A 17,827-nucleotide genomic window follows, 5' to 3' on the forward strand; every position below is an offset into this window, starting at 1 on the left:
CTGCGCGAGCTGCGCCGGCGTGAGGTCGGCGGCCGCCGGAGCCGCGCGGTCGGTTCCGAGCGCGACCCGCAGGGCGGCCGCGGCACCGACGGCGGCGACCAGGCGCCCCGCGACCCCGTCCCCCGGCTCCGTCAGACACGACCACAGGGCGAGTGCGAACCGCTCCACCAGCGCTTCGTCGTCGAGGTCTTCGGCGACCAGGCCGGCCGACTGCTCCCGGGCCGCGCGCGGTCCCAGGTCCACCGCGCTCATGCGAGGCTCCCCCGCTTCAGCGCCAGGGCGCGACCCACGTCGCTCAACTCCAGCCGCTGCCGGCCGGCGAGATCGGCGAGGGTCCACGCCACCCTGAGCACGCGGTCGAACCCGCGCAAGGTCAACGCTCCGCGCTGCAGCGCGGCGTCGAGCGGCCGCCGGATCGCCGGCTCGGGGGCGAGCGGCCCGCGTCGCAGCCAGGTCCCGGCCACGTCGGCGTTCGTGCGCCATGCGGTCTCGCGCAGTCGATGCGACGCACGCGCGCGGGCTTCGGCGACCCGTTCGCGCGCCTCTGCCGTGCTCACGGTTCCGCCGCCGAGGCCCTCGAGCTCGACGGCGCACACGCGCTGCACTGCGAGCTCGATGTCGACGCGGTCCAGCAGCGGCCCGGACAGGCGTGCCAGGTAGCGGCGGATGGCGATCGGCGGACACACGCACGTTCCGCCGCGCACCCCGTACTGCCCGCACGGGCAGGGGTTGGTCGCGAGTACGAGCTGGAACCGCGCCGGAAAGGTCGCGCTGAACCCGGCCCGGTGGATCTGGATGCGGCGCGTCTCCAGCGGCTGGCGCAGCGCGTCGAGGGTGTGCGCACCGAACTCGCCGACCTCGTCGAGGAAGAGCACGCCGCCGCTGGCCCGCGCGATCGCCCCCGGCCGCACGACACGGCTGCCGCCGCCCACGAGCGCGGCGACGCTCGCACTGTGGTGCGGCGCCTCGAACGGGGGCGTACGGGAGAGCGCGACGACCGATGCGCCGGACAGCGACCGGATCGACGCCGCCTGCAGCGCGTCGTCGTCGTCGAGCGGGGGGAGGATGCCGGGGAGCCGACACGCGAGCATGGTCTTGCCCGCGCCCGGCGGACCGGTCATGAGCAGGTGGTGGCCGCCGGCGGCCGCGACCACCAGCGCCTCGACCGCCTCGCGCTGGCCCACGACATCCGCGAGGTCGAGCCGCTCCGGTGTCGACTCGGTGTCGAGGGCCGGGCCGGGCACCGGTTCGAGGGCGACCTCGTCGACCTCCAGACCGTGCCAGCGCACGACATCGCGCAGGCTCGTGGCCCCGAGCACCCGCATGCCCTCGACGAGCTCTGCCTCCGCGCGGTTGGCGTGCGGCACGACGACGCGGCGGAACCCGGCGCGCGAGGCGGCGAGCACCGCCGGCAGCACCCCGGGCACCGGACGCAGTCTGCCGTCGAGACCCAGCTCGCCCAGGTGCACGGTGCCGGCCAGCGACGCGGCATCCATCCGCCGGTCGGTCGCCAGGGCGGCGACCGCGATCCCGACGTCGAATCCAGAGCCGGCCTTGGGGAGGCTCGCCGGCGACAGGTTCACGGTGAGCCGGCGCCGCGGCAGCGGAAGCTCGCTGTTGGCGCACGCGTTGAACACGCGCCGGTGCGCCTCGGCGATCGCGCGGTCGGCGAGGCCGATGACATGGAACTCCGGGGTCTGGTGCGACAGGTCGGCCTCGATCTCGACGAGATCTCCGGTCAGCCCGGTGAGGGCCACCGCCCACGTGCGCGCGACGGTCATCGCACGTCGACCAGGTGCTCGATGACGCCCTCGTCGGGGTCTTCGCCGGTGATGCCGACGACGTCCAGACGCAGCCGGCGACCGCGCGCAAGCGGGGCGTGATCGCCCGCCCACGCCGCCGCGAGGCGCCAGAGCCGCCGGCGTTTGCGCGCGTCGACAGCTTCGAACGGATGCCCGAACCGGTCGCTGCGCCTGGTCTTGACCTCCACGACGACGAGGTCGCCGCCGCGGGCCGCGACGATATCGAGCTCGCCGAGGGGACAGCGCCAGTTGCGATCGAGTACCGCGTAGCCCTGCGCGGTGAGGTAGCGCACGGCCCGTTCCTCGCCGGCCCTGCCGCGGATGTCCTTGTCTGCCATGCACAGCATGGTCGCCGCCGGAGGTGCCGCGTGGGGGCGCTCAGGCCGGATCCGTGGAGAGATCCGGAGAACAAGCCGATGGGGAGGGATCCTCGCGCGCGCTCAGGAGTCGAGCGACAGCTCCTCGGGCAGTTGGAAGTCCCGGCGCTGGAGCTCTTCGATGTTGACGTCCTTGAAGGTCAGCACGCGCACCGAGGTGACGAAGCGGTCGGCGCGATAGATGTCCCACACCCACACGTCCTTCATCGTCAGCTCGAAGTAGAAGTCGTGCTCGGTGTCGCGGCGGACCACGCTGACCTCGTTGGCCAGGTAGAACCGGCGCTCGGTCTCGATCACATAGGTGAACTGCGAGACGACGTCGCGGTACTCCTTGTACAGCGCCAGCTCGAGTTCGCGGTCGTAGTCCTCGAAGACCTCGTCATCCATGATCCCTCCATCCTAGGCGGCGCATCCGCCCGGGCGCGCGGGCGTCAGAACAGCGTCGGAGCGTCCGCGATCGCCCACGAGGCGCGATGGTGGGCACTGAGCCCGTGGGCGCGGATCGCCGCCCGGTGCTCCGGGCTCGCATAGCCCTTGTTGCGCGCCCAGAGGTACACCGGGTGCTCGTCGTGCAGCCGCGTCATGACGGCATCCCGCGCCACCTTCGCGATGACGGATGCCGCGGCCGCACTCGCGCAGTCGCGATCGGCCTTCACGACGGGGCGCACCGGCAGCCCGACCCCGCCCGCGGGCGAGATGTAGTCGTGGTTGCCGTCGAGGATCACGATCGCATCCTGCGGCACGAGGCCGTACGCGCCCAGACCCGCGACCGCGCGGATCGCGGCTCGACCGAGGGCGCGCATGATGCCGACCTCGTCGATCTCAGCGGCCTCGGCCCAGCCGACCGCCGAGGCGGTCACCCAGTGCGCGGCGCGCTCTGCCACCGCCGCGCGGTGATGCTCGGCGACGAGCTTCGAGTCCCGCAGCCCCTGGGGCACGCGTTTGCGCGCGCGCGGCGCGTCGACGACGACGGCGCCCACCGCCACGGGCCCCGCCAGCGCACCCCGCCCGACCTCGTCGCACGCGATCACGTACGCGTGCTCGCGCAGCAGCCGCCGCTCCAGCGTGAGGCGCGGCACGATCGGCGTCATGGCGCGGCGGCGGGGATCCCCGCGAACACGTCGTGGTGGGTGTCGATGGGGCCGAAGCGGGCCAGCGGCCAGGTCACGAGGAACGCGCGGCCGACCACGTTGTCGAGCGGGACGAACCCCCCGGTCGGCTGATCCAGGTTGTAGCGGGAGTCCCGGGAGTGGTCGCGGTTGTCGCCGAGCACCCACAGCGAGTCCGCCGGCACCACCACGTCGAACGGCACCTCCACGGGCGCGCTCTGGCCCGGCTCCAGGTTGAGATAGGCCGTCTCGTCGATCGGCTGGCCGTTGACGCTGATCTGACCGAGCGCGTTGCAGCACACCACGTGATCGCCGGCGACCCCGATGATGCGTTTGATGAGGTGATCCTTGCTGTCGGGAGCGGCCAGCCCCACGATCGAGAGCACCCAGTCGACCGCCTCCTCGAACGCAGGTCGGGAGGGCGTCGGGGTCAGGGCGAGCCAGCCGCCCGGGTCGCGGAACACGACGACATCGCCGCGGTCGTACCCGCCGAAGCGCGGGGTCAGCTCATCGACGAGGATGCGGTCGTTGATCTGCAGCGTCTGCTCCATCGACCCGGACGGGATGTAGAACGATCGCACCAGGAAGGTCTTCACCAGCAGGGACAGCACCACGGCGATGACGACGATCATCGCGACGTCGCGCAACAGCATCAACAACCGGCGTCGGCGCGGACGCACCGGCGTGCCGTCGACGGCGGCCGTCGTGTCGAAGGTCATGCGCGTCCTTTGCCCGTGGCCGCCGAGGATCGGCGACCCGATTCAAGGGTCGCACATCCTCCCGATCAGAAGCGTCAGCGCTTCTCCTTGATCTTGGCCTTCTTGCCGCGCAGGGCCCGCAGGTAGTACAGCTTGGCGCGGCGCACGTCGCCGCGCGTGACGACCTCGATGTGGTCGATCACCGGGCTGTGCACCGGGAAGGTGCGCTCGACGCCGACCTGGAAGCTGATCTTGCGGACGGTGAACGTCTCGCGCACGCCGTCGCCGGAGCGGCCGATGACGACGCCCTGGAAGATCTGGATGCGGGAGCGGTTGCCCTCGGTGATGTTGACGTGCACCTTCACGGTGTCGCCGGGGGCGAACTCGGGGATGTCGTCGCGGAGCGAGGCGGCGTCGACGGAGTCGAGGATCTGCATGATCGTCACTTCCTGCGACCGCCGCAGGTCGATCGCGAGAGGGGTTCAGAAGGGTTCCGGTCGTGCCCTGGCGTCCGCCGTGCGGCGCCGTGCTCCCCTGTGGCAGAGCCTGTCCGGGCACGATCGACCATTCTGCCACGGATGCCGCGGCGTCGCCAAAACGCGACGGATGCTCACTCCCCCGATTGCTGCGGCTTCTCGGCGATGACGACGACGTCGTGGTCGCGCGCGTGCGGCGTCGGCGTCGCGGCCGGGGGCTGATAGCCGACGCCTGCCGAGGTGCGAAGCAGCACCGTGGTGGGCTTCGCCTCGCGCAACAGCTGCCACAGCGACAGCCAGAACAACCCGAGGAACGCCACGATCGCGGCGATCACGAGGGGCCAGAACGAGGAGCTGCCGTAGAAGCCGGCCGCGATGGTGAGCCCGTGCCAGACCGTGAACCCGAGGACGTCCCACCAGGAGACCGCGCGGGAGTGACGCACCGTGCCCCGGGCGCGCACGAGCAGGGTGAGCACGAGCTGGCCGAGGAGCACCGCGGGCACCGCGATCAGGAGCACGCCGAGGAACGCCCACACGCCGGAGTGGAACACGCCCCAGCCGATCAGCAGCCACAGCGGCAGCACGAACGCCGCGGGCAGGAGCCAGCCGAAGAACGCGCGACGCAGCAGCATGAATCAGATGCTACGCCTGTCGGGCAAGATGGACACAGACGAAAGGAAGCTCTGCATGATCGAGCTGCGCTCGCCCGCCGAGATCGAGGCGATGCGACCGGCCGGCCGGTTCGTGGCCGAGGTGCTCGCCACCCTGCGCGACGAGACGAGGGTCGGCACGAACCTGCTGGCGATCGATCGCCGCGCCCATGAGCTGATCCGCCGGGCCGGTGCGACCTCGTGCTACATCGACTATCACCCCTCGTTCGGGGCGCGCCCGTTCGGCAAGGTCATCTGCACGTCGGTGAACGACGCGGTGCTGCACGGGCTCCCGCACGACTACACGCTGCGGGACGGCGATCTCGTCTCGCTCGACTTCGCCGTGTCGCTCGACGGCTGGGTCGCCGACTCGGCGGTCTCGTTCGTGGTCGGCACGCCGCGCGACGAGGATCTCGCGCTCATCGACACGACCGGGCGCGCGCTGGATGCCGCGATCGGCGCGGCGACGGTCGGGCACCGCATCGGCGACATCTCGCACGCGATCGCTGAGATCGCGCACGCCGACGGCTACGCGATCAACACCGATTTCGGCGGACACGGCGTCGGCCGGGTGATGCACGGTGACCCGCACGTGCCCAACGACGGCAAACCGGGACGCGGCTATCCGCTGCGTACTGGACTGGTGATCGCGCTGGAGCCGTGGTTCCTCGCCACCACGGACGAGCTGATCACCGACCCCGACGGCTGGACGCTGCGCAGTGCCGACGGGTCGCGCGGCGCGCACTCCGAGCACACCGTCGCGGTCACCGCGGACGGACCGATCGTGCTGACCGATCGATCGTTCCTCGGCGTGTCCTGAAGTCCGGCAGCGCCGCCTCAGGCGCCCTGCACCGCGCCCACGGTGTGGATCCGCACGTTGTTGGTCGAGCCGAAGTAGCCGGGAGGAGCGCCGGCGATCACCACGACGCGATCGCCTGCCCGGGCAAGCCCGCTGGCCAGCAGCGTCTCGTCGAGCACGACCATGAGCTCGTCGGTGCTGACGGCGCGGCGCACCTGGTGCGGCTGCACCCCCCACACGAGGGCCAGCTGCGAGCGCGTGCGCGGTGCGTCCGAGAACGCCAGGATCGGCCGTGCGGGCCGCAGGCGCGACAGGCGCCGCGCCGAGTCGCCGGAGTGGCTGAACACGCACAGGTACTTCGCGTCGACGAAGTCGGCGATCTCCAGAGCGACCAGCGTGAGCGCGCCGCCCTGCGTGCGCGGCTTGGTCCCGAGCGGAGGGATGCGCTCCAGGCCGTGCTCCTCGGTCGATTCGATGATCCGCGACATGGTCTCCACGACCAGCACCGGGTGCGCACCCACGCTCGTCTCGCCGGAGAGCATCACGGCATCCGCCCCGTCCACGACGGCGTTGGCGACATCGGAGGTCTCCGCGCGCGTGGGCACCGGGTTGACGATCATGGACTCCAGCATCTGCGTGGCGACGATGACCGGCTTGGCCCAGCGACGGGCCAGCTCGATCGCGCGCTTCTGCACGATCGGCACCGACTCCAGCGGCAGCTCGACGCCCAGGTCGCCGCGCGCGACCATGACCCCGTCGAAGGCGTCGATGATCTCCTGCAGGTGCTCGACCGCCTCGGGCTTTTCGATCTTGGCGATGATGGGGACCTGCCGGCCCTCCTCCGCCATCACCACGTGGACGCGCAGTGCGTCCTTGGCGCTGCGCACGAACGAGAGCGCGACCATGTCGACCCCGAGGCGCAGCGCCCAGCGCAGGTCCTCCTCGTCCTTCTCGCTCAATGCGGATGCGCGCACGGCGACGCCGGGCAGGTTGATGCCCTTGTTGTCGGAGACCATGCCGCCGACGACGACCTCGGTGCGCACCCGCACGCCGTCGGACTCGAGGACGCGCAGGCGGATCTTCCCGTCGTCGATGAGGAGCGTATCGTCGGCCTTGACGTCGGCGGCCAGCTGCGGGAACGTCGTGCCGACGATCTCCTTCGTGCCGACGACGTCCTCGGCGGTGATGGTGAACTCGTCACCGGGCTCGAGCAGGTGGGGTCCGTCGGCGAACCTGCCGAGCCGGATCTTCGGGCCCTGCAGGTCGGCGAGCACGCCGACCGCCCGCCCGGTCTCCTCGCTGGCGCGCCGGATGTTCTCGAACGACCGCTCGTGCACCGCGTGCTCGCCGTGACTGAGGTTCAGCCGGGCGATGTCCAGGCCGGCACGCACCAGCGCTTCGACGGTCTCGTAGTCGGAGGTCGCGGGCCCGAGGGTCGCCACGATCTTGGCACGACGCATGTGTTCGCCTTTCTGAGGCCGCGCTCCTCGAACAGCACTCCCGCCCAGTCTGCCATCGACCGCGGGTGCTGCGTGTGCTTTTTTCCCGACGCCGTGCCACGGGGCACCTCGACGCCGCCGGCACGATCCGATTCAGAGGACCTCGTCCGCCCCCAGCTGCCGCCTCAGCTCGGTCGTCAGCCCGCGGACGACCACCGGCTCGGCCGGGCGGACGACCGTCTCCGGCGTCGCCGCGACGCGCTGCAGTTCGAGCCTGCGTTCGCCGTTGAGCTCGACTCGGGTGCCGTCCGGCCGGTAGCCGCAGTGCCGCGAGACGGCGAGGGATGCCGCATTGCCGACCGCTGCGCTGGATTCGGCGCGCAGCGCGCCGAGGTGGTCGAAGGCCAGCACGAGGATCAGCTGCCGCATGAGCGTGCCAACGCCCCGTCCTTGGGCGTCCAGCCGCAGGTACGAGCCTGAGCTGACCACGCGGCGGCGCGCGAAGTCCCGGGCGCAGAGGTCCTGGCAGCCGATGAGCCGGTCGCCCTCGAACACGCCGAACGGGAGCTCCCACGCGTCCGGCCCGAGCCGCGCCCGCCGCGACCACAGGAACTGCAGCGCTTCGCGCTGCCGGACCGCGGGGTCGCGGTCCCACCACGCGAACACGTGCGGGGCGTCCGCGTCGGCGAACAGTCGCGCCGAAATGAGCTCGGCGTAGGCGGGCAGGTCCGCATCACGCAGGACCCGCAGCGTCAGCCCGCCGCAGGTCACGGACAGCCCGAACGGCGGATAGAGCTCGGCGAGCGGGTCGGGGTCCATGGACGTGAATCCTAAGGCCCGTACGGCGGCTCGTCGCCGAGCAGCTCGGGCCGGCGCTCGCGCGTGCGGGCGACCTGCTGCGCGTGGCGCCACTGCGCGATGCGACCGTGGTGGCCGCTGAGCAGCACCTCCGGCACGTCCAGGCCGCGCCACGACGCCGGCTTCGTGTACGAGGGGTACTCCAGGAGGCCGTCCTCGTGCGACTCTTCGACGAGGCTCGCGGGATTTCCCACCACTCCGGGCACGAGGCGTCCGATCGCCTCGATCATCGCCATCGCGGCGACCTCGCCGCCGTTGAGCACGTAGTCGCCGAGGCTCACCAGGCGCACCTCGCCGAGCGAGGCCGCGTAGGCGAACACGCGCTCGTCGATGCCCTCGTAGCGTCCGCAGCCGAACACGAGGCGGGATGCCGTCGCGAGCTCGCGCGCCATCGCCTGGGTGAACGGCTCCCCCGCCGGGGACGGGAAGACGATCGTGGGCGGCTCGGCGGCATCCGCCGCGATCGCATCGAGCGCTTCGCCCCACGGCTCCGGCTTCATGACCATGCCCGCCCCGCCGCCGTAGGGGGTGTCGTCGACGGTGCGATGCCGGTCGTGGGTGTGCTCGCGCAGGTCGTGCACCCGGATGTCGAGCAGACCCGACTCGCGCGCGCGACCGAGGAGCGAGACCTCCAGGACGTCGAAGAACGCGGGGAAGATCGTGACGACGTCGATGCGCATATCAGTCCGCGTTCTGTCCCACCGGCGCGTCGGCGTCGGCCGGCAGCTCCTCGAACAGGCCCTCCGGCGGCGTGACGACGACCCGGCCGGCGGCGACGTCGACCTCCGGCACGATCGCCTTCACGAACGGCACCAGCACCTCGCGCTCCGCGGTGCCCGCCGGGCGGACGATCAGCAGGTCCTGTGCGGGAAGGTGATCCACGCGCACCACGGTGCCGATCCGCTCCCCGTCGCGATGCACGTCCAGGCCGACCAGCTGATGGTCGTACCAGGCGTCGTCACCGGCGTCCGTGCCCGTCACATCCTGGTCCACCCACAGGATCGCCCGCACGATGCTCTCGGCCGCGGTGCGGTCGTCGATGCCGGCGAGGAAGACCACGGGATGCGAGTTCATCCACCGGAACTCGCGCACGGTCACGGTCTTGCCGTGCCACGGCGAGGACTCGGGCACCTGGAGGGTGAAGACGGCTCCGGGCACGAACCGCGCGTCGGGCTCGTCGGTGTACAGCTCCAGCTTGAGCGCGCCCTTCAGGCCGTGCGCCTTGACGAGTCGCCCGACCCGCAGCTGTGTGCGGGCGGGTCCTGCGGCGCCCATTCAGTCGCCCGCGACGTCGACGCGTACCCGCCGCCCGTCGGCGAGCGCGCCCACGACCGTGCGCAGGGCTTTCGCCGTGCGGCCGCCGCGCCCGATCACCCGTCCGCGGTCGTCCGGGTGCACGTGCACCTCCAGGACCTCGCCGCGCGGTGACGTGGCGGAACGGATCGTGACGTCGTCGGGGTGATCGACGATCCCCTTGACGACGTACTCGAGCGCGGCGGCCAGCATCGGACTACTCGGCGTCCGTCGTGTCGGCGGACTCGACCTCAGCGGCCTTGCGCTCCTCGCGAGGCTTGACGACCGACTTCTTGGCGGCGTCGATGCTGAAGGCCGGCTTGGGCTCGGCGGTGCGGACCGTCGAGACGGCATCCTTGTCGCCCTTGAATCGGCCCCAGTCGCCGGTCAGCTTGAGGATCGCCGCGACCTGCTCGGTCGGCTGCGCGCCGACGGACAGCCAGTACTGCGCACGCTCCGAGTCGACCTCGATGAACGAGGGCTCCTCGGTCGGGTGGTACTTGCCGATCTCCTCGATGACGCGACCGTCGCGCTTGGTGCGCGAGTCGGCGACGACGATGCGGTAGTAGGGCGCGCGGATCTTGCCGAGGCGCTTGAGACGGATCTTGACAGCCACAATTCTCCTGAACGGTGTGTATGAGGTGATGAACGTCGCCTGGAGCGTGGGGTGCACACCCGGCGGAAGCTCTGAGTCGGACGTGCGCGCCGGATAGAGGGTCGGGCGAGCGGTCCAACCGTCCATTTTGCCAGATGGCGACGGATGCCGCGAACCGACACGGTCCGCGTGCCGCCCGGGCCCCGCGGCGCACCGGCGCGTTCCCCCGTCAGTGCCGCCCGGTGAGCGCGCCCCACTGGTGGGAAAGACCCGCGTGGCCGCGTCGCTGAGGCACGTTCCACGGGTTGTCGTCGCGCAGCGGCGGGGGCAGCAGCGCCTGCGGCGCGCTCTGGTACGCGACGCCGCGCAGGAACCGCACGATCGCGGCCGTGCCCACGCTGGTGCCCTCGGCCGTCGTGGCCGGGAACGGACCGCCGTGCTGCATCGCCGCGGTGACCGACGCCCCGGTCGGCCAGCCGCCGAACAGCACGCGTCCGCTCGTGTCGGCGAGCGCCGTGACCAGCTCGGCCAGGCCCGGCAGGTCGGCGTCGGTCGCGTGCAGCGTGGCGGTGAGGTTCCCCGGGAAGAGCTCCCGGTGCACGGCAGGCAGGTCTTCGAAGCGGTCGTATCGCACGACGATCGCCAGCGGCCCGAAGCATTCGTCCAGCAGGGTCTCGCGCTGCGCGAGCAGGTCGGCGAGCGGGAGCTCCACGATCGTCGGGGTCGCAAAGCGCTCTTCGTCGGCATCCGCGCGGACGGCGCCCTCGGCGAGCACCGTCACACCGGATGCGCCCAGCACCGTCGCACGGCGCTCCTCGAACGCGCGACCGATGCCGGGGTTGAGCAGGCGATGCTCGACGGCCTCCGCGGGGAGCGGACCGAGCTCTGCGTCAGCGGGCACGAACAGGAACCCCGGTTTCGTGCAGAGCTGTCCCGCCGAGCCGGCCACAGAGGCCAGGAAGCCGCTCAGCAGCTCGGGCTCGGCGCGGGCCGCGGCGGCGGTGACGTAGACCGGGTTGACGCTGCCGAGCTCGCCGTAGAACGGGATCGGCACGGGCCGCGCTGCGGCGATGTCGGCAAGGAGCCGCCCGACCCGGGTGGAGCCGGTGAAGGCGCCGGCACGGACGCGGGGGTCTTTCAGCAGGTCGACTCCCTGCTGCCGGCCCTCCACGAGCTGGAAGACGCCGTCCGGCATGCCCGCCCCGGCCAGCGCACCCGCGACGAGCTCGGCCGTGCGCCGGGAGAGTCGGAGATGTCCGGGATTCGCCTTGACGACGACGGGGCATCCGGCCGCGAGCGCGGCCGCAGTGTCGCCTCCGGCGACCGAGAAGGCGAAGGGGAAGTTGGAGGCCGCGAAGTTCAGCACCGGTCCCAGCGGCTCGAGCGCGCGGCGCAGGTCCGGCCGCGGGCCGATGATGTAGTCCGGGTCGGCCTCGTCGATCCGGGCGTCGAGGTAGGCGCCGTCGACGATCACCTCGGCGAACAGCCGCAACTGGTTCGACGTGCGGCGCACCTCCCCGACCAGCCGTGGACGGGTGAGCCCGGTCTCGTCGATCGCGAGCCCGATGAGCTCCTCGGCGTGCTCGTCCAGCGCGTCGGCGACCGCGACGAGCGCGGCCGCGCGCTCGCGCGGCGCCGTCGCCGCGTACGGCGCCGCGGCATCCGCTGCGCGCTGGGCGATCCGTTCGATGTCCACTGTCTTTCTCCGATCCTCAGAAGACGAAGCCCTCGGGGAAGGGGTCGTCCTCGTCGAGCAGGTACTGCGCCATGCCGGTGATCCACGCCCGGCCGGTGATGGTGGGGACGACGGCGGGCATGCCGCCCACGACCGTCTCGCCGACGAGGCGCCCCGTGAACTCCGTGCCGAGGAACGACTCGTTCACGAAGTCGGTGTCCAGTGCCAGCTCGCCGCGGGCGTGCAACTCGGCCATGCGGGCGCTCGTGCCCGTGCCGCACGGCGAACGATCGAACCAGCCGGGGTGAATGGCCATCGCGTGGCGGGAGCGGACGGCATCCGAGCCGGGCGCGATGAACTCGACGTGGTGCACGCGATCGACGCCGGTCAGCACGGGATGCCGCGGCGGGGCCTGCTCGTTGATCGCTGCCATGATCGCCAGGCCGCAGGCCAGGATGTCGTCCTTGCGCGCGCGGTCGAAAGGGAGCCCCACGTCGTCGAGGTGCACGAGCGCGTAGAAGTTGCCGCCGAAGGCGACCGAGTACGGCACGGCCCCGACGCCGGGGATCTCGATGACGGCGTCCAGCCGCTCCGCGAAGCTCGGCACGTTCTCGATCGTGACGGCTTTCGCGCGTCCGTCCTGGACGGCGACGCGCGCGATCACGAGGCCGGCCGGAACGTCGAGCCGCACCTCGGTCACCGGCTCGCGCACCTCGACCATCCCGGTCTCCACGAGCACGGTCGCAACGCCCATCGTGCCGTGCCCGCACATGGGGAGGAAACCGGATGCCTCGACGAAGACGACGCCCCAGTCCGCGTCGGCGCGCGTGGAGGCCTGGAGGAGCGCGCCCGACATCGCCGCGTGCCCGCGCGGCTCGTTCATGAGAAGGCCGCGCAGCCCATCGAGGTGCGCGATGGCGTGCAGCCGTCGCTCGTTCATCGTCGCGCCGGGAAGCTCGCCCACCCCTCCGGTGACAACGCGCGTCGGCATCCCCTCGGTGTGCGAGTCGACGGCGGTGATCACGCGGCGGGACTTCATCAGCGTGCCGCCAGCGCCGCGAGGGCGCGCTCGGTGTCGGCGATGACCTGCGCGCGCTGGTGGTCGTTCAGTGGGCCGCGCGGAGGCCGGGTCGGCCCGCCGTAGGAGTTGCCGCAGATGTCCATCGACAGCTTGATCGCCTGGACGAACTCGGTGCGCGAGTCCCAGCGGAACACCGCGACCAGCTGCGCGTACAGGTCGCGGGCTTCCCGCCACCTGCCGTCGACGAGCAGATCGTACAGCTCCACCGCCTCCTTGGGGAAGGCGTTCGGGTAGCCGGCGAACCAGCCCACCGCACCGTTGATCATGAGCTCGAAGAGCACGTCGTCGGCGCCGGCGATGATGTCGATGTCGCACAGCTCCTTGATCTCGTAGACCCGGCGCACGTCGCCGGAGAACTCCTTGATCGCGACGACCTCCGGGATCGCGGCGAGCTCGGCCACCAGCGCGGGGGTGAGATCGACCTTGGTGTCGAAGGGGTTGTTGTACGCCATGATCGGAAGCCCCGCCTTCGCGACCTCCTCGAAGTGCGCCACGACCTCGCGCTCGTTGGCGCGGTAGATGGTCGGCGGGAGCAGGAGCACGCCATCGGCGCCGTCCTCGCGAGCATGCTCGGCCCATGCGCGCGCCTGGTGGCTGCCGACGCCGTGCGCGCCGGCGATGACGATGCCGCGGCCGTCCACGGCCTCCACCGCGACCTGGATCACCCGGCGGCGCTCCTGGTCGGTCAGGGAGGAGTACTCGCCCAGCGAGCCGTTCGGGCCGACCCCGCGGCATCCGTTGCGCATGAGGAAGTCGACGTGCTCAGCGAACCGGTCGTAGTCCACAGCGAGGCCCGCGGGGGCTGCCGCGTCCTCCTTGAACGCCAGCGCGGTCGCGACGACGACGCCGCCGAGGTCCATGGTCTGCTCGGTCATTGCTGCTCCTCGGGGTTCGGGGCGGGGTCGGGGTTCGCGGCGCGCACGGGGGCGGAGCTCGGTCGCAGTGCCGCGAGCTCGCCGATACGGACGGACGACAGCACGGGACGCCGGTCGAAGCCGAGCTCGCGCTCCAGGAGCGCTTCCACGGCAGGGCCGCACGTGCGCCCCTGGCACGCGCCCAGTCCGACGCGGCTGGCGAGGCGGAGGCCGCGCGGCGACGCGTGGGCGTACGCGTCGATGCGGGACCGGGGCACCGACTCGCAGCGGCACACGATCGTGTCGTCATCGAGCCAGTCGGTCCAGCCGGGGCGGATCTCGTGGGTCCGAAGACGCACCGCGAACGCGCGCATGCGGGCTCGGGCCGCGAGCGGACCGCGTATGCGCGGATCGGCGAGCCCTCCCCCTGCGGCGGCGAATCCGGCCACGGCGCCCTCGGCGAGAGCCAGGTCGGCTCCGCCGATGCCGGTCACCTCGCCGGCGGCGTACACGCCGGGCACGCTCGTGGCCTGGCGCGTATCGACCTCGACGAACCGGTCGGCCGTGAGCGCGCAGCCGGCCTGGAGAGCCGCCTCCAGACGGGGCGTGAAGCCGTATCCGAGGGCGACGCCGTCGCACTCCACGGTGCGCTCGGCGCCCGCAACGGGCCGCCACTGGGTGTCGAGGCGCTGGACGGTGACCGCCTCGACGCCCCCGGTGCCGTGGATGCGCGTGACGGCGTGCCCGGGCGTGAATCGCGTGCCGTGGCGGGCGAGGGATGCCGCGTACACCCCGAGCTCGACCGCCTTCGGCGCGACCCCCGCCAGCCGCCACGGCGCCCGCCCCCATCCGCGCACCAGCGCCGCCGGCCGGACGGCCTCGAGCACCTCGGCGACGGCGCCGCCGGCCCGTGCGATGCTGCGGGCCACCGGGAGCAGGAACGGGCCCGCGCCGGCCACGACCGTCCGGCGGGACAGGACCACGCCGTCGCGCATGGCGAGCGCCTGCGCGGCGCCCGCCGTCGTCACCCCCGGGAGGGTCCAGCCGGGGACGGGGAGCACGCGATCGTGCGCGCCGGTGGCGATCACCAGCGCATCCGCTTCGACGAGCAGCGCCTGCCGCGCAGTGTCGTCGGCCTCGCCCACGACGGCGTGCAGGCGGATGCCGTCGTCCCTCTCCACCCGCCAGACACTCGCGCTCGTGTGCACGCTCACACGGTCCAGCGCCCCGCGCAGGCGCTCGAAGGCACGCCACCGATGGTGCAGCCCGCTGTCGGTGAGCGTGTCGTGGTGCCGCCAGAACTGGCCCCCGACGCGCTCGCCCTCGTCGAGCAGCACGACCTCCGCCCCCTGCGCGGAGGCGGCCTGCGCGGCGGCGAGCCCGGCGGGGCCTGCCCCCAGGATCACGACCCGCATCGCCGCTCCCGTTCGACGACGTCCCCGTCGCGGGCGGTGCGGCGGCACGCGCGCACGCCCTCGACCCCGTTGACGGTCACGAGGCAGTCCTGGCAGATGCCGATGCCGCAGAAGATCCCGCGCGCCTGCCCGTCGACGCTTCGCCAGCTGCGGTGCCCGGCGGCGATGAGCGCGCCGGCGATCGTGCGGCCTTCGCGCACGTCGATCGACTCGCCCTCGAAGGCGATGCGCACGATCATGCCGCCGACTCGTCGACACGCCCACGGGTGGGGAGGAACGGCGCGGGGTCGATCGGCGCCGGGGTCCCGAGCACCGCGTGGGCGACGAGCTCGGCCGTGGTCGGGGCGAGCCCGATGCCGGCTCCCTCGTGGCCGGCGGCGTGGAAGAGGCCGGCCAGCTCCCCGTCCGCACCGATCGCCGGCAGCCGGTCCGGCGTGGACGGGCGGAAGCCGTGGTAGGTGCGCAGCAGTGTGGTGTCCGCCAGGAAGGGGAACAGCCGCACCGCCTTGGCGGCGACCTCGACCAGCGCAGGGAGGGTGTCGCGATCGGAGAAGCCCACGCGTTCCCGGCTGGAGCCGATGAGCACCGTTCCGGCGGGCGTGGACTCCACCACCGCGGAGGTCTGGAGGTCGGCCTCCGAGGATGCCACGGCATCGACGTAATCGGCGTCGTAGACCTTGTGGAAGACGCGCTGCGGCATCGGGGCGGTCACGAGGATCGTCCCGCGCCGCGGCCGTACGGCCAGGTGCGCTCCCAGCACGGCGGCGAGCTCGCCCGCCCAGGGCCCTGCGCAGTTGACCACGGCATCCCCGTGGAGGTCGCCCGTGCTCGTCCGCACGCCCACGATGCGCGTCCCCGCACGCAGCGCCGCCACGACCGTCGCGATCCGCAGCGTCGCCCCGAGCCTGATCGCGCGGGCGAGCATGGCCTGCGTGGCAAGGCTCGGCTGCACCTGCGCGTCATCGGGATAGTGCACACCGAACGCCGCGTCCGGGGTCAGGTGCGGCTCGAGGGCGTGCACCTGCGCGGGGTCGCACTCGTGGGCGCGGATGCCGATTCCGCGCTGCCGGTCGGCGAAGGCCCGCAGCGGGTCGACGGAGTCCTCCAGAGCGACCACGACGCCGCCCTTGGCCTGATACTCGGTGCTGGGCTGTCCCGGCGCGCGGTCGTCGTCCAGGCGCGCGGCCAGCTCCCGCCACGCCCGTGCCGACAGCATCGCGAGCTCCGCTTCGGGGCCCGGGCTCTTGTCGGAGACCAGGATGTTGCCCTCGCAGCGGCTGGAGGTCTCCGCGGCCACGCCGGCACGGTCCACGACGACGACCTCGGCGCCGCACTCTCGGAGGCGGAGCGCGCACGCGGCGCCGATGACACCCGCGCCGACCACGATGATGCGGGGCATGAGCTCATGCACCGCCCGCACTCACCGGCGGACCCCTCGTGTCACATCCACAGCGTAGTGCTCGGCGGCGCCGGGGCGTGGGAGGATGGCGCGCAGGACCAGCGCACCCGGGAGGCACACGGATGGTCGATTTCGCGGCATCCGCCCGCTCCACGGTGGGCCTGGAGTGGGAGCTCATGCTCGCCGACGGCGGGACCGGCGATCTCGTCCCGCGCGCCCCGGAGGTCGTCGCCGCGCTGGCGGACCGCTCCGCGGCGGAGCGTTTCACCGTCACCGGGGAGCTGCTGACCAACACGGTCGAGGTCACCAGCGGGGTCGGCGGAACGGTCGCCCTCGCCGTCGACGACATCGTGGATGCCATCGCGGCGGTTCGCACCGTGACCGATCCCCTGGAGATCGAGCTGCTGTGCGCGGGCAGCCATCCGTTCGCGCAGTGGTACGACCAGAAGGTCACCGACAAGACGCGCTACCACCAGCTCATCGAGCGCACGCAGTGGTGGGGCCGCAACATGATGATCTGGGGCATCCACGTGCACGTCGGGGTCGAGGACGTCCGCAAGGTGTTCCCCATCATCGGAGCGCTGTCGATCTACCTGCCGCATCTGCAGGCGCTCTCGGCGTCGAGCCCGTTCTGGGCCGGTGAGCGCACCGGCTATGCGTCGAACCGCGCGCTCGTCTTCCAGCAGCTGCCGACCGCCGGGCTGCCGTGGCCGCTCCAGGACTGGACGCAGTTCGAGGCCTACCTCGACGACATGGTCGGCACCGGCGTCATGGCCGACGCCACCGAGGTGCGCTGGGACATCCGGCCGGCGCCGCGCTGGGGCACCATCGAGGTGCGCGCGTGCGACGGCATGTCCACCCTGCCGGAGCTCGCCGCGGTCGCCTCCCTCGTGCAGGTGCTCGTGGAGCACTTCTCTCGCGAGCTCGACGAGGGGCGGGAGCTCCCGACCATCCAGCCCTGGTTCGTCCGCGAGAACAAGTGGCGCGCCGCCCGCTACGGTCTCGACGCCGAGGTCATCGTCGACAGCGCCGGCACGCAGCGACAGGTCGTGGACCACCTCCGCGAGACCATGGCCCGCCTGGCCCCGATCGCCGCCGACCTGCACTGCCCGCGCGAGTTCGCGGGCCTGGAGGCCATCGTCTCGCAGGGCAACAGCTCCACCCGCCAGGTGCGCGTGGCCGAGAATGCCGGCGGGGACCTGCGCGAGGTCGTGAAGCACCTGATCCGCGAGTTCCGTGCCGGTCCGACGCTGCGCGATCACCTCGCGAGCCTGGAGCACTGACCCCGACAGCCCCGGGCAGCCGCT

21 protein-coding genes and 1 pseudogene are annotated in these 17,827 nt (G+C 72.3%); 2 read left to right on the forward strand and 20 right to left on the reverse strand.

Going from position 1 to position 17,827, the window contains the following annotated elements; translation table 11 throughout:
- From QM641_RS06285 to QM641_RS06320, 8 genes and pseudogenes are all read right to left on the reverse strand, one after another.
- Positions 1 to 252, reverse strand: a pseudogene (locus QM641_RS06285) (DNA-protecting protein DprA); the annotation flags it as partial.
- Complete coding sequence (locus QM641_RS06290) at positions 249 to 1,781, reverse strand: YifB family Mg chelatase-like AAA ATPase (RefSeq protein ID WP_415114578.1); 1,533 nt, start codon at positions 1,779 to 1,781, stop codon at positions 249 to 251. The pseudogene QM641_RS06285 and the gene QM641_RS06290, both read right to left, overlap by 4 nt.
- Positions 1,778 to 2,140 (reverse strand): YraN family protein, encoded by a 363-nt coding sequence (locus QM641_RS06295; protein ID WP_415114580.1) that lies wholly within the window; start codon positions 2,138 to 2,140, stop codon positions 1,778 to 1,780. The genes QM641_RS06290 and QM641_RS06295 overlap by 4 nt, the downstream gene beginning before the upstream one ends.
- A 102-nt stretch (positions 2,141 to 2,242) precedes the next feature.
- A complete protein-coding gene (locus QM641_RS06300; protein WP_415114582.1) occupies positions 2,243 to 2,566 on the reverse strand; it encodes a DUF2469 family protein in 324 nt (107 codons plus the stop codon).
- 44 nt (positions 2,567 to 2,610) lie between these two features.
- Positions 2,611 to 3,270: a ribonuclease HII gene (locus QM641_RS06305; RefSeq protein WP_415114584.1), complete on the reverse strand. Its 660-nt coding sequence runs from the start codon at positions 3,268 to 3,270 to the stop codon at positions 2,611 to 2,613.
- Complete coding sequence (gene lepB / locus QM641_RS06310) at positions 3,267 to 4,007, reverse strand: signal peptidase I (protein ID WP_415114586.1); 741 nt, start codon at positions 4,005 to 4,007, stop codon at positions 3,267 to 3,269. The genes QM641_RS06305 and lepB overlap by 4 nt, the downstream gene beginning before the upstream one ends.
- 74 nt (positions 4,008 to 4,081) lie before the next feature.
- Positions 4,082 to 4,423 carry a 50S ribosomal protein L19 gene (gene rplS, locus QM641_RS06315; protein ID WP_415114588.1) on the reverse strand — a complete coding sequence of 114 codons (342 nt, stop codon included), beginning with the start codon at positions 4,421 to 4,423 and terminating at the stop codon, positions 4,082 to 4,084.
- A gap of 173 nt (positions 4,424 to 4,596) precedes the next feature.
- Positions 4,597 to 5,094 (reverse strand): MFS transporter permease, encoded by a 498-nt coding sequence (locus QM641_RS06320; RefSeq protein WP_415114590.1) that lies wholly within the window; start codon positions 5,092 to 5,094, stop codon positions 4,597 to 4,599.
- Between the two features lie 55 nt (positions 5,095 to 5,149).
- On the opposite strand from QM641_RS06320, the gene map reads away from it, so the two are divergent.
- Positions 5,150 to 5,932, forward strand: a complete 783-nt coding sequence (map, locus tag QM641_RS06325; RefSeq protein WP_415114592.1) for a type I methionyl aminopeptidase — start codon at positions 5,150 to 5,152, stop codon at positions 5,930 to 5,932.
- 17 nt (positions 5,933 to 5,949) lie between these two features.
- Here the strand turns inward: map and pyk are convergent, their stop codons facing one another.
- The 12 genes from pyk to QM641_RS06385 form a co-directional block, all read right to left on the reverse strand.
- The gene (gene pyk, locus QM641_RS06330; RefSeq protein ID WP_415114594.1) at positions 5,950 to 7,371 is read right to left on the reverse strand and encodes a pyruvate kinase; all 1,422 of its coding nucleotides are present in this window, start codon (positions 7,369 to 7,371) and stop codon (positions 5,950 to 5,952) included.
- A 132-nt stretch (positions 7,372 to 7,503) separates the two neighbouring features.
- Positions 7,504 to 8,169 (reverse strand): GNAT family N-acetyltransferase, encoded by a 666-nt coding sequence (locus QM641_RS06335; protein ID WP_415114596.1) that lies wholly within the window; start codon positions 8,167 to 8,169, stop codon positions 7,504 to 7,506.
- 11 nt (positions 8,170 to 8,180) lie between these two features.
- The gene (gene trmD / locus QM641_RS06340) at positions 8,181 to 8,888 is read right to left on the reverse strand and encodes a tRNA (guanosine(37)-N1)-methyltransferase TrmD (RefSeq protein WP_415114598.1); all 708 of its coding nucleotides are present in this window, start codon (positions 8,886 to 8,888) and stop codon (positions 8,181 to 8,183) included.
- Position 8,889: 1 nt separating this feature from the next.
- Positions 8,890 to 9,483, reverse strand: a complete 594-nt coding sequence (gene rimM, locus QM641_RS06345; RefSeq protein ID WP_415114600.1) for a ribosome maturation factor RimM — start codon at positions 9,481 to 9,483, stop codon at positions 8,890 to 8,892.
- Positions 9,484 to 9,714 carry an RNA-binding protein gene (locus QM641_RS06350; protein WP_415114602.1) on the reverse strand — a complete coding sequence of 77 codons (231 nt, stop codon included), beginning with the start codon at positions 9,712 to 9,714 and terminating at the stop codon, positions 9,484 to 9,486.
- A 4-nt stretch (positions 9,715 to 9,718) separates the two neighbouring features.
- The gene (gene rpsP / locus QM641_RS06355) at positions 9,719 to 10,117 is read right to left on the reverse strand and encodes a 30S ribosomal protein S16 (protein WP_415114604.1); all 399 of its coding nucleotides are present in this window, start codon (positions 10,115 to 10,117) and stop codon (positions 9,719 to 9,721) included.
- A 208-nt stretch (positions 10,118 to 10,325) separates the two neighbouring features.
- Positions 10,326 to 11,792, reverse strand: a complete 1,467-nt coding sequence (locus QM641_RS06360) for an aldehyde dehydrogenase family protein (RefSeq protein WP_415114606.1) — start codon at positions 11,790 to 11,792, stop codon at positions 10,326 to 10,328.
- Between the two features lie 16 nt (positions 11,793 to 11,808).
- On the reverse strand, positions 11,809 to 12,810 hold the full coding sequence (locus QM641_RS06365; RefSeq protein WP_415114608.1) for a proline racemase family protein: 1,002 nt from the start codon (positions 12,808 to 12,810) through the stop codon (positions 11,809 to 11,811).
- Complete coding sequence (locus QM641_RS06370; RefSeq protein WP_415114610.1) at positions 12,810 to 13,727, reverse strand: dihydrodipicolinate synthase family protein; 918 nt, start codon at positions 13,725 to 13,727, stop codon at positions 12,810 to 12,812. Before QM641_RS06370 ends, QM641_RS06365 begins: the two co-directional genes overlap by 1 nt.
- A complete protein-coding gene (locus QM641_RS06375; protein WP_415114612.1) occupies positions 13,724 to 15,121 on the reverse strand; it encodes an FAD-dependent oxidoreductase in 1,398 nt (465 codons plus the stop codon). Before QM641_RS06375 ends, QM641_RS06370 begins: the two co-directional genes overlap by 4 nt.
- Positions 15,109 to 15,360, reverse strand: a complete 252-nt coding sequence (locus tag QM641_RS06380; protein ID WP_415114614.1) for a (2Fe-2S)-binding protein — start codon at positions 15,358 to 15,360, stop codon at positions 15,109 to 15,111. Before QM641_RS06380 ends, QM641_RS06375 begins: the two co-directional genes overlap by 13 nt.
- Positions 15,357 to 16,520: an NAD(P)/FAD-dependent oxidoreductase gene (locus QM641_RS06385; protein ID WP_415114617.1), complete on the reverse strand. Its 1,164-nt coding sequence runs from the start codon at positions 16,518 to 16,520 to the stop codon at positions 15,357 to 15,359. The genes QM641_RS06380 and QM641_RS06385 overlap by 4 nt, the downstream gene beginning before the upstream one ends.
- A 122-nt stretch (positions 16,521 to 16,642) precedes the next feature.
- On the opposite strand from QM641_RS06385, the gene QM641_RS06390 reads away from it, so the two are divergent.
- The gene (locus tag QM641_RS06390) at positions 16,643 to 17,803 is read left to right on the forward strand and encodes a glutamate--cysteine ligase (RefSeq protein WP_415114619.1); all 1,161 of its coding nucleotides are present in this window, start codon (positions 16,643 to 16,645) and stop codon (positions 17,801 to 17,803) included.
- The last annotated feature ends 24 nt before the right edge of the window (positions 17,804 to 17,827 follow it).

Source organism: Microbacterium sp., from assembly GCF_047605725.1.
Taxonomy (GTDB): domain Bacteria; phylum Actinomycetota; class Actinomycetes; order Actinomycetales; family Microbacteriaceae; genus Microbacterium.